General features: G+C 68.1%; 10 protein-coding genes and 1 pseudogene. All 11 read right to left on the reverse strand.

Annotated elements, in window-relative coordinates:
- Nucleotides 1-9: 9 nt before the first annotated feature.
- The 11 genes and pseudogenes from VQ065_RS17140 to VQ065_RS17190 all read right to left on the reverse strand — a co-directional run bounded on the left by VQ065_RS17140 (nt 10) and on the right by VQ065_RS17190 (nt 13,297).
- Nucleotides 10-2,130: a TonB-dependent receptor family protein gene (locus tag VQ065_RS17140; protein ID WP_003089339.1), complete on the reverse strand. Its 2,121-nt coding sequence runs from the start codon at nt 2,128-2,130 to the stop codon at nt 10-12.
- Nucleotides 2,131-2,261: 131 nt separating this feature from the next.
- Nucleotides 2,262-4,673, reverse strand: a complete 2,412-nt coding sequence (locus VQ065_RS17145; RefSeq protein ID WP_003089344.1) for a glucose/quinate/shikimate family membrane-bound PQQ-dependent dehydrogenase — start codon at nt 4,671-4,673, stop codon at nt 2,262-2,264.
- 153 nt (nt 4,674-4,826) lie between these two features.
- Nucleotides 4,827-6,224 (reverse strand): carbohydrate porin OprB, encoded by a 1,398-nt coding sequence (gene oprB, locus VQ065_RS17150; RefSeq protein ID WP_198037222.1) that lies wholly within the window; start codon nt 6,222-6,224, stop codon nt 4,827-4,829.
- A gap of 301 nt (nt 6,225-6,525) precedes the next feature.
- The gene (locus VQ065_RS17155) at nt 6,526-6,807 is read right to left on the reverse strand and encodes a DUF971 domain-containing protein (RefSeq protein WP_003117826.1); all 282 of its coding nucleotides are present in this window, start codon (nt 6,805-6,807) and stop codon (nt 6,526-6,528) included.
- Nucleotides 6,804-7,769: a HEAT repeat domain-containing protein gene (locus tag VQ065_RS17160; RefSeq protein WP_014603823.1), complete on the reverse strand. Its 966-nt coding sequence runs from the start codon at nt 7,767-7,769 to the stop codon at nt 6,804-6,806. The genes VQ065_RS17155 and VQ065_RS17160 overlap by 4 nt, the downstream gene beginning before the upstream one ends.
- Nucleotides 7,766-7,957 (reverse strand): annotated as a pseudogene (locus tag VQ065_RS17165) (ABC transporter ATP-binding protein); the annotation flags it as partial. The pseudogene VQ065_RS17165 and the gene VQ065_RS17160, both read right to left, overlap by 4 nt.
- Nucleotides 7,958-8,106: 149 nt before the next feature.
- Complete coding sequence (locus VQ065_RS17170; RefSeq protein WP_003089354.1) at nt 8,107-8,352, reverse strand: 4Fe-4S dicluster domain-containing protein; 246 nt, start codon at nt 8,350-8,352, stop codon at nt 8,107-8,109.
- An 84-nt stretch (nt 8,353-8,436) separates the two neighbouring features.
- Nucleotides 8,437-10,161 (reverse strand): fumarate reductase/succinate dehydrogenase flavoprotein subunit, encoded by a 1,725-nt coding sequence (locus VQ065_RS17175; RefSeq protein WP_003089356.1) that lies wholly within the window; start codon nt 10,159-10,161, stop codon nt 8,437-8,439.
- Nucleotides 10,158-10,907 carry a GntR family transcriptional regulator gene (locus VQ065_RS17180; protein ID WP_003089358.1) on the reverse strand — a complete coding sequence of 250 codons (750 nt, stop codon included), beginning with the start codon at nt 10,905-10,907 and terminating at the stop codon, nt 10,158-10,160. Before VQ065_RS17180 ends, VQ065_RS17175 begins: the two co-directional genes overlap by 4 nt.
- A gap of 176 nt (nt 10,908-11,083) precedes the next feature.
- Nucleotides 11,084-12,535, reverse strand: coding sequence for a carbohydrate-binding protein (locus VQ065_RS17185; RefSeq protein WP_003089363.1), 1,452 nt, complete (start codon nt 12,533-12,535; stop codon nt 11,084-11,086).
- A 219-nt stretch (nt 12,536-12,754) separates the two neighbouring features.
- The gene (locus VQ065_RS17190) at nt 12,755-13,297 is read right to left on the reverse strand and encodes a YbaK/EbsC family protein (RefSeq protein ID WP_003089366.1); all 543 of its coding nucleotides are present in this window, start codon (nt 13,295-13,297) and stop codon (nt 12,755-12,757) included.
- Between the last annotated feature and the right edge of the window lie 40 nt (nt 13,298-13,337).

Consider the following 13,337-nt stretch of genomic DNA (forward strand, 5'->3'; position numbering starts at 1 on the left):
CCCGGCACTTCAGAACTGGTATTCGACCCCGGCTCCCGCGTACCAGGACAGCCCGGGGGCCGCTTCGTAGTAACGCCGGTTGCCGTCGCCGACGATGACCGAGCCGACGTACTGGCGGTCGAACAGGTTGTCCAGGCGCACCAGCTGGTGGAAGGTCCAGGCCCCCAGGCGCTGTTCGAAGCGGGTGCGCCAGTTGAATACCGCATAGCTCGGCGCGGCCTTTTCGCTGTTGCTGTCCTCGACGTAGACCTGGCTGCGGTACATGCCTTCCCAGCCCATGCTGATGCCCTCCACGGGCTTCCATACCAGTTCGCCGAACAGGCTGCTTGCCGGCACGCCCGGCAGGTGCTTGCCCTTGCCGATGGTCTTGCCGCCGGCCTCGAAATCCGAATCGTAGGTGGCGGATAGCCGGGTATAGGCCAGGTTGGCGTTCCAGTGCTCGCTCAGTTCGCTCTCCACGCCCAGTTCGAAGCCGCGGCGCAGGGTCTTGCCGGCGTTCTGGTAGCTGGTGCGACCGCCGAGGGAGCTGGCGACGACGATCTCGTCCTCGGTGCGGATCTGGAAGATCGCCGCGTTGACCCGCGTATTGCCCCACAGGCGCGCCTTCAGCCCGGCTTCGTACTGGCTGCTGGTGGCCGGCTTGAGGCCGAAGTTGAAGACGTCCGGCGCGTTCGCCGCCACCGGCGCATAGGCCATCTCCGCCTGGGTCGGGGTCTCGAAGCCCTTGCCGGCGCTGAGGTAGCCGTGCAGGTCGGGGGTGAAGGCGTACATCACCGAGAACGATGGGGTGTTCTTCCGGTAGCGCCGCGAGCCGCTGGCATCGCCGTTGCTCAAGTAGCGGTCGTCGACCTCCATCTTCATGGTGCTGTGGCGCACCCCGGCCTGCAGGGTCCAGGCGTCGATGGCCCAGCTCGCCTGCAGGTAGGGATCGAGGCTGGTGGCGGTGTCCACCTCGTCGCGGCGCAACTCGCCCTTCACGCCGAGCTGGTCGCCGTTGAAGTTCTGGTAGCCGCGACGGTCGTCGCGGCTCTGGTCGTAGTCGAGGCCGACGGTCAGGTTCAGCTCGCCCGGCGCCTGGCGTACCGGTTGCAGCCAGCGCACGGTGCCACCGTGGAAGTCGCGGTCGAAGTCCACCACGCCGCCGCCACGCTGACTGTTGGAGACCACCCCCCTGGGGATCGACAGGTACTGCACGACACTGCGCTTGCCCACGTAGGCGTTGACCTGCAAGGTCGCCTCGCCGAAGTAGCGCTCGTAGTTCATCCCGGCCTGCTGGTGGTCGATGCTCTTGCGCGTGTCGTACAGCTCGGCGTTGGCGGTGACGGAGCGCGGGTCGTGCTTGTAGGCGTCCCAGGTCTGCCCCAGCGGATCTTCAGTGTCGTTCTGCTCCAGGCTGCTGTAGATCAGCGCCAGGCGGCTGTCGGCGTCGGGCCTGAAGTTGAGCTTGGCGAAGGTCTGGTCGCGGCGCGCGGCGCTGTGGTCGCGGTAGCCGTCGGTGTCCATCCGCGAAGCATCCACCAGGAAACCGACCCCGTCGCCCTCGCCTTCCGTGTACAGGTGGTTGCGGCTCAGGCCATCGCTGCCGACGGTGGTTTCCGCGCCGACCCGCGGGGCGCCCTGGCCGTCGCGGGAGAACATCTGGATCACCCCGCCGGCGTTGCTGCCGTAGATCGTCGAGGCCGGCCCGCGCAGTACCTCGATGCGCTCGGCGACGTCGAGGTTGAGGGTCGCGGCCTGGCCCTGGCCATCCGGCGTGCTGGCCGGGATGCCGTCGGCGAGCAGCTTCAGCCCGCGGATACCGAAGGCCGAGCGGGCGCCGTAGCCGCGCGAGGAGATTTGCAGGTCCTGGGCGTAGTTCTGGCGGTTCTGCACCACCAGGCCGGGTACCCGCGGCAGGACTTCGGAGAGGTTGATGCCGAGCTGGCCGTCGGCGATCTGCCGGCGCTCGATGCTATCCACCGAGAACGGCAGGTCGAAGGTGTCGCTGGGGTTGTAGCTGCCGGTCACCACCATGGGTTCGAGGCTGCGTCGCTCCTCGCCCTGGACGGCGCAGGCGATGGCCAGGCCGCAGAGCGCGAGGGAGCCGGGCAACAGGTGGGAGACGAAGCTGGGACGGGGTCGGGACGGCATGCAGGGTTCCGCGGATCGCAAGGTATCGAAGGGGCTTTGCCAAGGGCGGGAACGCGCCTCCCCTTGGCAAAGCCCCTTCCGGGCCGAAGCCCGGAAGGCCGGGAGCCGGCTGTGGGCTCCCGGTGGACGGGTCATTGCCTGGGCAGGGCGTAGGCGATGATGTAGTCGCCCATGCGGGTGCCGAAGGAGCCGTGTCCGCCAGCGACGATCAGCACGTACTGGCGACCGTCCTTGCCGGTGTAGCTCATCGGCGTGGCCTGGCCGCCGGCCGGCAGGCGCGCCTGCCAGAGCTGCTTGCCGTCCTTCACGTCGTAGGCGCGCAGGTACTGGTCGAGCGTGCCGCTGAGGAAGGCCACGCCGCCGGCGGTGGTGATCGAGCCGCCCATGCTCGGTACGCCGACGGTGAGGCCGATCGGCACCGGGGTGTTGTCGCGGCTGGTGCCGTTCTTGTGCTGCCAGACGACCTTGGCGGTGGTCAGGTCGATACCCGCCACGTCACCCCAGGACGGCGCCTGGCACGGCAGGCCGATGGGCGACATGAACGGATGCATGATCACCGCGTAGGGCGCGCCGGTGTTCGGCTGCACGCCGCTGGTCTCGCCCTCGCGCTTGCTTCCGCTGGGCACCTTGTCGCGCGGCACCATCTGCGAGACGAAGGCCATGTAGTTGGGGCTGGTGAAGAGGATCTGGCGCACCGGGTCGACCGACACCCCGCCCCAGTTGAACACCCCGACGTTGCCCGGATAGATCAGGCTGCCCTGCTCCGACGGCGGGGTGTACTGGCCCTCGTAGCGCAGCGAGCGGAACTGGATGCGGCAGAGCATCTGGTCGAACGGGCTGCTGCCCCACATGTCGCGCTCGGTCAGCGGCGGGCGCAGCAGGTTGAGGTCGGAACGCGCCTGGGTCGGCGCGGTATGGTCGCCCTCCACCGCGCCCTGCGGCGCCGGCACTTCGCGGATCGGCACGATCGGCGTGCCGTCGCGGCGGTCCAGCACGTACAGGCTGCCCTGCTTGGTCGGCGCGATCAGCGCCGGCTTGACGCCATCGGCGGTCTTCAGGTCGAGCAGGGTCGGCTGGCTGCCGACGTCCATATCCCACAGGTCGTGGTGGGTGAACTGGTAGTTCCAGCGCAGCTTGCCGGTGTTCAGGTCGAGGGCCACCAGGCCGGCGCTGAACTTCTCGGCGCCGGGGGTGCGGTTGCCGCCCCACTGGTCGGGCATCTGGTTGCCCAGCGGCAGGTAGACCTGGCCGAGCTTCTCGTCGACGCTGGCCAGCGACCACATGTTCGGCGAGTTGCGGGTATAGAACTTGCCGGGGGCCAGGGGCTCGGTCTCGTCCGGGTTGCCGCTGTCCCAGTTCCACACCAGCTTGCCGTCGTGCACGTCGAAGGCGCGGATCACCCCGGACGGCTCGTTGGTCGACTCGTTGTCGGTGACGTGGCCGCCGATGATCACCAGGTTGCGGGTGACCGCCGCCGGCGAGGTGGAGTAGTAGCCGCCCGGGGTGAACGGACCGATGCCGGCCGTCAGGTCGACCGCGCCCTTGACCCCGAAGTCCTCGCAGACCTTGCCGTTGTCGGCGTTGATCGCGATCAGGCGGGCGTCGGCGGTGGGCAGGAACAGGCGCCGCGGACAACTGGCGGCGACCGCCTTGCCGGCCTCGGAGAGCGCGGCCGGCGGCGCGCCGACATCGCTCCTGGCGTACTGCTCTTCGTCGTAGTAGGAGACGCCACGGCAAGTCATGTGGGCGAAGCCCTTGAAGCCTACCGGGCTCTGGATCTGCGGATCGAAGCGCCAGATTTCCGCGCCGGTGTCCGGGTCGAGGGCCAGCACCTTGCTGTGCGCGGTGCAGGCGTAGAGCATGCCGTTGACCTTCAGCGGGGTGTTCTCGTTGGTCAGTTCCAGCGGGTCGTCGGCGGTCGGCAGGTCGCCGGTACGGATGCGCCAGGCTTCCTCGAGCTGGCCGACGTTGGCCGGGGTGATCTGCTTCAACGGCGAGTAGCGGTCGCCGAACTCGGTGCGGCCGTAGGCCTGCCAGTCGCCGTCCGGCATCGCCGGGGCGGTGCTGGTCATGCCGCTGTCGCGGTCGATGCGACCGACGATCTGCCCCGGATTGGTGAACTGGCTGCCCACCGCGGCGGCGCCGGCCAGGACCACCGCCACGCCCAGCGCCGCGGTGCCCAGCGGAGCCGGACCATCGGCCAGCAGCGGGCGGCGGAACCAGGGAAGCCAGAGCAGCAGGCCGAAGACGAACCACAGAGCCAGGCGCGGCACCAGTTGCCACCAGTCCAGGCCGACTTCCCACAGCGCCCAGACGGTGCTGGCGAACAGCACCAGAGCGTACAGGCCTAGCGCCGCACGCTTGCCCAGCAGCAGCAATAGCCCGCTCAGGGCCAGGCCGATGCCGGCCAGCAGGTAGTACAGCGAGCCGCCCAGGCTCGCCAGCTTGATGCCGCCGGCCAGCAGCGCCAGGCCGGACAGCAGGATCAACAGGCCGAGCAGGCTCGGCAGCAGGCGCGATCGACTGCGGTTACCTTCGCTCATCGTCCGGTACTCCCTTCGGGGTTGATGACAGGCATTGCTTACTCTCCTATTACGTTCTGCACGCCGGGCTGTTCAGCCCGCCGCGCCGCGTTGGGCGGCGCTGAAGAAATGGCCGCTGGCCATGACCGAATCGCGGTTGTCCGAAGCAACAGCCTAGAACACCGTCTGGATCTTGATCCCCGCCACCAGCGCGTTGTCGACCTCGTCGACCCCGCCCGGCTGCTTGATGTATTGCAGGTTCGGCCGCACCGTCAGCCAGTCGGTCACATGCACCCCGTAGTACAGCTCGGCGTTGTACTCGGTGTCCTGCAGCGGCTGGTACAGCGGGTTGTCGTAATCGTCGATGCCGTTCACCTGGTTCACCAGGCGCTGGCGCTTCTTCACATCGTCGTTGACGTGGATGCGCGCGATGCCCAGGCCGATGTCGTCCTTCGGCCGCGCATCGAACGGACCCTTGTAGACCACCCCGAGCTGCTGGTAGTTGTCCACCACGTTGGTCGCCTTGTCGTGGACCGTCAGGTTGGCGAACAGGCTCAACCCGCGCGAAGCATCGCCGTTGTGCGAAGTGACCTGCTGCTGCGCCACCACCCACCAGCCATGCTTGCTGCCGCGCGACTTGAAGTCGTTGCCGGTCAGCCCCTGCGGCTGGCCGTCGACGTCGTCGTAGACGTCATCGGCCTTCGCCGTGCTGTAGTAGTAGCCCAGCCGGTACTCGCCCGGCAGTTGCTCGGCGCCGACCTTCGGCTGCCAGATCAGCTCCACCGGCAGCAGCGCGCCCTTGGTCCCGCTGCCGCTCATCTTGAAGCCGTTGCCGGTCTCCAGGTTCGACGGGTTCTGCTCGTAGGCGCCGACCTGCACGTACCAGTCCGGCGCGAAGTTGTACTTCACCCGCAACGCCCACTGGCTGACCGGCCAGTTGTACCAGATGCTCCCCGCCCAGTTGCCCACCTGCGAGCCGCAGAAGGCCAGGTTCTGGAAATCGCAGGGGAAGCTGTTGAAGTCCTCGCCCTCGCCGAAACGGCCGAATTTCACGTCCAGCGCGCCGTCGAAGTACTGCTGCTTGAGCCACAGCTGGGTCAGCCGCCAGGTCTGCCCGCGGCCCCAGACCTCCTGCACCGAGCTGATGTGCCCGGCACGCGGGTCGCCGATGCGGTCGTTGGAAAGGTTCTTGCCGTTGCGCTCGGTGACGGTGAACTGGAACTCGGCGGCCTTCCAGCCGAGGATCTTCTCCAAGTCCATGTGCACGCCCAGGGCGAACTGGTCGGTGTAGCGCCCGGTCTTGTCGTCGTCATAGCCGCCGTCGAGGTTGGCCGCCGCCTCGCCGACGTACTCCAGCTTGAAGTCGTAGCCCTTCTCCAGCAGCTCGGTGCGCTTGCCGCCCCAATCGCCGAGCATCCATTTCGAGTTCGGCGAGAACGCCTCGGCGGCGTGCGCCGCGTTGCACAGCAGGGAGGCGGACAGCAGGCTGCCCGCCACGGGGCGCAGGGCCGGACGGAGAAGATGGGATTTCACGCGAACGCTTCCTCGTTGCGAATGGTCGACTGGCCGCATGCAGCGACCGCTCTACTCCCTCGATACCCTTGCCAGGAACAAGGGTATATGAAGAGGGCTCATGATCTGAGCCAAGCAGAACAATGGTTAATTTGCGAATGATAAGGACTTTGCGGGCAAAGCTGAAACGTTTCAGGCTGGAAAACACTGTTACGTAAACGACAACGAAGCCAAGCCCTGGCGCTCTCGCTCCGGACGACCGAGGCGCAGAGCGGTCACGGGGAAGATCGCGGAGCGCGGAAACAACCTGATACCCATGAGCGCGCTTCACGTTGTTTCCGATAGCGAAACAATCCTCCGCTCAGAGTTCGTCGCGCAGATAGGACCAGGGGTAGATACCGCGCTCGTGACCATCGTCGAACAGCAACTGCACGCCGTAGCCCTGCAGGCGGATATCGCGCAGGCGCACGCCCTGCTCCGCCGCGTCGATCCGTCCGCGCAGGCGCTGCGCCCGGCATTGCGCACAGGGACAGGCGGCGCGCAAGCGGGCATGGTCGATCCGGCTGACCGCGCCGTCCGCCCATTCGAGAATCAGCCAGCCGTCCCTGGCGGCATTGCGCAGGCGCAGCGGCGGCTGGGTCATGCCGGCACCCGCAGTTGCGCCAGGGCGATGCGCACCGCCTTGCGCACCTCGGGATCGCCGTCGCCTTCGGCGACCCGCAAGGCCTGGGCCGAGGCCGGGTCCGCCAGTTCGCCGAGGGCCAGGGCGGCCTCCTTGCGCAGGTTGCCGATGGGATGGCCGAGCAACGCTTCCAGCGCCTCCCGCGCCGGCCGGTGGCGCAAGCGCCCGAGCGCCCGCGCGGCGCGCAGGCGGACCTGCCAGTAGTCGTCCGCCAGTGCTTTCAGCAGCGGCTCGCCGGCCTCCTCCCGGCCCAGCTTGCCAAGGGTCGTCGCCGCCTCTTCGCGAACCTGCCATTGGGCGTCCTCCAGCGCCGCGCAGAGCGCCGGCAGCACCGCCGCCTCGCGGCTCAGGCCGAGGGCGCCGGTGGCCGCCCGGCGCACCTCCGGGTCGGCGTCGGCGCTGGCCAGCCTGGCCAGTTCGGCCAGGGCCGGCTGGTGGCGGAGCCAGCCGAGCACCGCCACCGCCTCGCGGCGCACCGCCGCCTGCGGGTCGCCGAGGGCGGCTAGGGCCGGTGCGGCGCTTTCCTCCAGGCGCAGTTCGCGCAACGCACGCAATACGCTGGCACGGACGAAGGAATCGGCATGCTCGAGCCACGGCAGCAGGCGCCGCCCGGCGGCCGGTTCCTTGAGTTCGCCAAGGCTCTGCGCGGCGGCCTCGGCCACCGCCGGCAGCGGATCGGCCAGGGCCGCGCAGAGCGCATCGACCACCGCGTCTTCCTCCCAGGCCTCCAGCAGGCGCGCGGCCTCGCCGCGCACGCCGGGGTCGGGATCGCCGCGCAGGGCCGCAACCAGCAACGGCAGCGCCTCCGGCAGCTCCAGGTCGGCCAGTTCGATCAGCGCCAGGCGGCGTACGCCGGGGTCGGCGTCCTCCAGGCGCGGCGACAGTTCGAGGATTTCGGGCAGGGTGGCGTTTTCACAGGTCATATGGCGATCCGCAGTCGGTCCGGGGTGATGCCCGGCGGCAAGCCGAGCGGGGTCAGGCGCGGCCACTGGCGGCCGTCGTCGTGGTCGAGCAGTTCCAGGCAGTGGCGTTTCAGGCGCACGAAGTCGGCGCTGGTCACCAGCCGGGTGTCGCGAGGGCGCGGGAAGTCCAGCGCCAGGCTGGCCAGGATTGCACGCAGTCGCATGGGGTTTCCCCTCGAATCAGGGTCATGGGAATCGTCTCCGCCACCCGGACGGTGGAGGGAAACGAGGGGTGTTTCAGGGTGGCGTCCGGGAGTGGCCGGATGGCGGGTTGTGCCTCGCTTGCCGGGAGCGGGCGTCAGCGCAGCAGGTAGGGAATCTCCACCTTCACCGCGCCGGTCGGGCAGTCCTTTTCGCAAGGCATGCAGTACCAGCACTCGTCGTAGGCCATGTAGGCCTTGCGGGTCGTCGGATCGATGGCCAGCAGGTCCATCGGGCAGACCTCGACGCAGACGGTGCAGCCCTTGTCGGCGATGCAGCGGTCTTCGTCGATGGTCACCGGGGCGCTGCTGCGGAAGAAGATGTCCTGGGGTCGGTAGGCCATGGCACGCGGTCCTCGTGGTTCGATCTGGCCCGCTTTCGTGGCGGCGGGCTCGGTGTCTAGCGGTACTACGCCGGGGCGCGGGGCCTAGGCGGCGTCGTTCCTCAGCCGCAGGCGCTGGTAGGCCTGCTGTTCGTCCTCGTCGATGGCGAACAGGTAGGGTTCGACCGGTTTCCTGAAGCTGGCCATGCGCCCCTGTTCGTCCTTCTTCAGGTGCGCGTGGCAGAACCAGGCCTCGTCGTCGCGCCGCGGATAGTCCACCCGATGGTGGTACAGGCCCCAGCGGCTCTCGGTGCGGAACAGCGAGGCGCGCGCGGCCATCTCCGCGCAGTCGCGGATCGCGCTGACCTCCAGGGCGCGCATCAGCTCGTGGGGGTTGTCCGCCTTGATCCGCTCCAGGTCCTCGGCGATGGCCTGGATGCGTTGCAGGCCCAATTCCATCTTGCGGGTCACCTTGGGCGGTTGCAGGTAGTCGTTGACCAGCCGGCGCAGCTTGTACTCCACCTGCGCCGCCGGCAGGCCGTGCTCGCGCAGCAGCGGCGCCTCGATCCGCGCACGCTCGCGCTCGACCTGGGCGCGGTCGACCGCGCTGAAGGCGCGCCCGGCGACGTATTCGGCGGCGTTGCACCCGGCGAACCAGCCATAGGTGAAGGCGCCGAGCATGTAGTTGTGCGGCACCGCAGCCATGTCGCCGGCGGCGTAGAGGCCCTTCACGCTGGTCTCGGCCTTCTCGTTGACCCACACGCCGGAGGCCGAGTGGCCGGAGCAGAAGCCGATCTCGGAAATGTGCATCTCGACCATCTGCTGGCGGTAGTCGGTGCCGCGCCCGGCGTGGAACTGCCCGCGACTGGGGCGTTCGTTGCCATGGAGGATGTCCTCGATGGTCTGGATGGTTTCCTCCGCCAGGTGGTCGAGCTTGAGGAACACCGGGCCGTTGCCGCCTTCGAGTTCCTGGTGGAACTCCCACATCATCTGCCCGCTCCAGTAGTCGCATTCGATGAAGCGTTCACCCCTGGCGTTGGCGGTATAGCCGCCCAGCGGGCCGGTGACGTAGGCACAGGCCGGGCCGTTGTAGTCCTTGATCAGCGGGTTGATCTGGAAGCATTCCAGGTTGGCCAGCTCGGCGCCGGCATGATAGGCCATGGCGTAGCCGTCGCCGGCGTTGGTCGGGTTCTCGTAGGTACCCATCAGGTAGCCCGAGGACGGCAGGCCCAGGCGGCCCGCCGCGCCGCAGCAAAGGATCACCGCCTTGGCGCGGATCACATGGAAGTCGCCGCTGCGGCAGTCGAAACCGAGTACGCCGTTCACCGCGCCCTCGGCATCGGTGAGCAGGCGGGTGCAGACCAGGCGGTTGGCGATGGGGATCCGCGCACGCTTGAGCTGGCGGTAGAGCACCTTCTTGATGTCGTGCCCTTCCGGCATCGGCAGCACATAGGCGCCCATGTGGTGGACCTTCTTCACCGCATAGTCGCCGGTCTCGTCCTTTTCGAACCTGACGCCCCAGCGATCCAGTTGCCGCAGGGTCTCGAAGCTGTGGCTGGCATAGTCGTAGACCGCCGCCTGGTTGACGATGCCGTCGTTGGCCACGGTGATTTCCCGGGTGTACTGCTCGGCCGTGGCGTGGCCGGGGACGATGGCGTTGTTCAGCCCGTCCATGCCCATGCTGATGGCGCCGCTGCGCTTGACGTTGGCCTTGTCCACCAGCAGCACGCGCAGTTCGCGGTCGTGTTCCTTGGCCTTGATCGCCGCCATCGGCCCGGCGGTGCCGCCGCCGATCACCACGATGTCGTATTCCTGCTCCAGGGTGTTCATGCCCGCTCTCCCTTCTGCCGATCGATGCGCAGGCGATACTGGAAAGCGTCGCCGCGGTAGTAGAGGTATTCGAAGTCCAGCGGCGCGCCGTCGGCGGCATGGGTCAGGCGCTCGATGCGCATGATCGGCGCGCCCTCCTCGACCGCCAGGGCGCGGGTCAGGTCGGCATCGGCGAGCACCGCGTCGATGGCCAGGTCGGCATGGCCGAGGGGAATGCCGCAATCGTTCTCGAGGATCAGGAAGATGTCGCGGGTCACCAGGTCGGCCTTCTCCAGGCGCTCGCCGAGCGCCTGCGGCAGGTAGGTGACTTCCAGCGAAACCGGCTCGCGGTTGACCAGGCGCACCCGCTTGATCTCGCACACAGGGCTGCCCTCTTCCACCCGCAGGCGCTCGGCCACCTGCGCGCCGGCCGGCACGTAGCGCAGGCCGTGCAGGCGGTTGATGACCTCGTAGCCCATCTGCGTCATGGACTCGCCCAGGCCTTGCAGGGTGCTGACGTTCTGGAATGCCTTCGGCCGAGCGACGAAGGTGCCCTTGCCGTGGATCTTGAAGATCAGCCCTTCCTTCTGCAGGTCGCCAAGCGCCTGGCGCACGGTGATGCGGCTGACGTCGAAGGCCTTGCCCAGCTCGTTCTCCGAAGGCATGCGGCTGAGCGGCGGGTAGACGCCGTCGAGGATGCGCCCGCGCAGCAGCTCCTTGAGCTGGCTGTACAGCGGCACGGGAGAAAGCGGGAGCAGTTTGCCCATGGTCGGATTCGCTCGTCGGAGTGGCTCGGACACTTGTTATAACAAGTTATGCTGTGATGGTAAACGCCATGAACGATCAAGCGGAAATACCGAAAACGCATATGGATAGGCCACCGCCCCGTGCGTGGTTCTCGCCGGCCAAAGGGCCGGCCCGCGGCGCGGACCGGCCCGCCCCCTCAGCGCAGCGGCCGCCAGAGGGTGAAGGCTACCGGCGGCGTCCAGCCGCTGTTGGAGGTGTGCGCCTGCAGGCAGAGATAGCGCAGCCCCTCGTAGGTCACCCCATCGTCGACCCGGTAGGCCTGGTTCTCCCGCCACTGCGGGAATTGCGGATCCACCGCCCCGCCGCTGGTGCTGACCTCCAGGCCTTCGCTGGGCAGCGACTGGTTGCCCTGGGTATCGGTGGCGGTGACGAAATAGCTGTAGCGGGTGTCCGCCGTCAGGCCGCTGTCGGTGGAACCCAGCGCGGCGCTCTGGCCAACCATGGCGCCGTCGCGATAGAGGCTGTAGTAATCGATCGGACGCTGCCCGCTGGAGGCGTTCCAGGCCAGCACCAGGCTGGTCTCGCCGCGCTCCAGCAGACGCAGGCCCTGCGGCGCCGCCGGGCGCTGGTCGCCGCCCTCGCCGTCATGGATCAGGCTGGCGTAGCGCTTGCGGAACTCCCAGTTGTAGCGCTCGCCGCGCTTGTTCAGGCCATCGTCCCAGTTCACCGACCAGGTCATCAGGCCCTTGATCGCATGACCGGCGGCTTCCAGGCGGCGAAACGCGTTGCTCACCGCGGCGGGATCGATCACGTAGCCGGTAGCCGCCGCATCGACGTTGCTCGGCAGGCCGATGGCCAGGCGCTGCGCCGGGATCCGCACGAAGTCGCGGCTGCCGGTGGCCAGGCTCTCGGTGAGGTAGTAGAGGAAGTCTTCTTTCATCGCGTCGTTGTTCTGCGCGATCCAGGCGCCCTTGCCGCCGTTCGCCTCCTGGACCCACAGGCCGTCGCCGCCCTGGTTGTAGTACTGCGGCGCGATGAAGTCGTAGACACCTTCCAGGGCCTGCAGATAAGGCACGTACTTGCCGTTCTTGTGCAGATAGGGGAACTCCGGGGCCATGCTGACGATGAAGTGCTTGCCCTGCCCGGCGTAGTGCTCGCGCACCAGCTTGAGGGCCGCCGGCAGCACCCGCTGGTTGTCGGCCAGGTCGATGGCGCTCTGCTCGAGGTCGATGTCCAGGCCGTCGAAACCGTAGGTTTCCACCAGGCGGACGATCTCGGCGGCCAGCGCCTGCTCCTGCCCGGCGTGCAGCTCGATGTGCGCGTCGGCGCCCCCCAGCGAGATCAGCACCGCGCGGCCCTGGGCGTTGAGCACGCCGACCTGCCGGCGAAACTCCGCATCGGACAGGTTGTATGGCTGGAAGGTCGGGATGCCGCGCCCTTTCATGAAGGCCACGGCGACCACGTTGTACTCGCTCGGCACGTCTTCCAGCGCGATGTTGGCGAACGAGCCCTGCTGGTAGCCGTCGGCGGCGCCGGCCGGCCAGTTGTGCCAGAAGCCCATGAGAATCTTCTTGCCGGCGATGCTCGGCATGGCCGCCGCGGCATCTTCGCGGGCCTGGTGCAACTGGGAAAAGTCGATCCTGATCATTTACCGCTCCTCGGATGAAGGTAGGAAATGCATCCGGAGGGGCTGTCCGACGAACCGCCGCCTTGGCCGCCGCGAACGCCTCGAAACACAGGCGCGAACGTCTACCGCAGGGCATTCCGGCGTTTGTCGCGATCAGGGCGGGGGCATGGTTGCAGAGACGGCGGAAGGCTTCACCTACCACAATTGGCAGAGTCGCGGCGGCGATGCTCCGCGCCGGGTTCAACCGGCTTCGCTGAGTTCGGCGACCACCACTCCGGGAAGGTCTTTCAGCAGTGCCGGGGACAGCAGCAGCTTGGTCTCGCGGACCCCGGCGCCCATCACCACCAACGGCCGTTCGAAGACCGCCGCGTCGACCAGCAGCGGCATGCCTTCGGGCAAGCCGAACGCGGTGATGCCGCCGAACTGCATGCCGGTCAGCTCGGTGGCGACCTCGCGGGCGGCGAAGGACAGCCGGCGGGCCCCGAGCAACGCCTTGACCGCGCCGTTCACGTCGAGCCGCCGCGAGCCCAGGTTGACCACCGCGGCATAGCCTTCGGCGCCGTCGCGCTTGTAACGCAGGACCAGGGTATTGGCGCAGTCCTCCAGGCCAAAGCCGTAGCGTGCGCTGAACGCCGCGGTGTCGGAATGCTCGTCGGCGACGCGGAACACCACCAGCTCGGCGGAAGGCAGGCCGCGCGCGACCTGCTCCGGCAGGTGGCGGTGGTAGTCGGCCGGGGCGACGGCGTCGAGCCGGTGGCGTTGGGTGTATTCGCGCAGAACCATGGGCAACCTCGAATGAAGACGGACGGCACCGGCCCCTGCC

The sequence above is a fragment of the Pseudomonas sp. KBN10P06128 genome, from assembly GCF_037574945.1.
Taxonomy (GTDB): Bacteria; Pseudomonadota; Gammaproteobacteria; order Pseudomonadales; family Pseudomonadaceae; genus Pseudomonas; species Pseudomonas aeruginosa.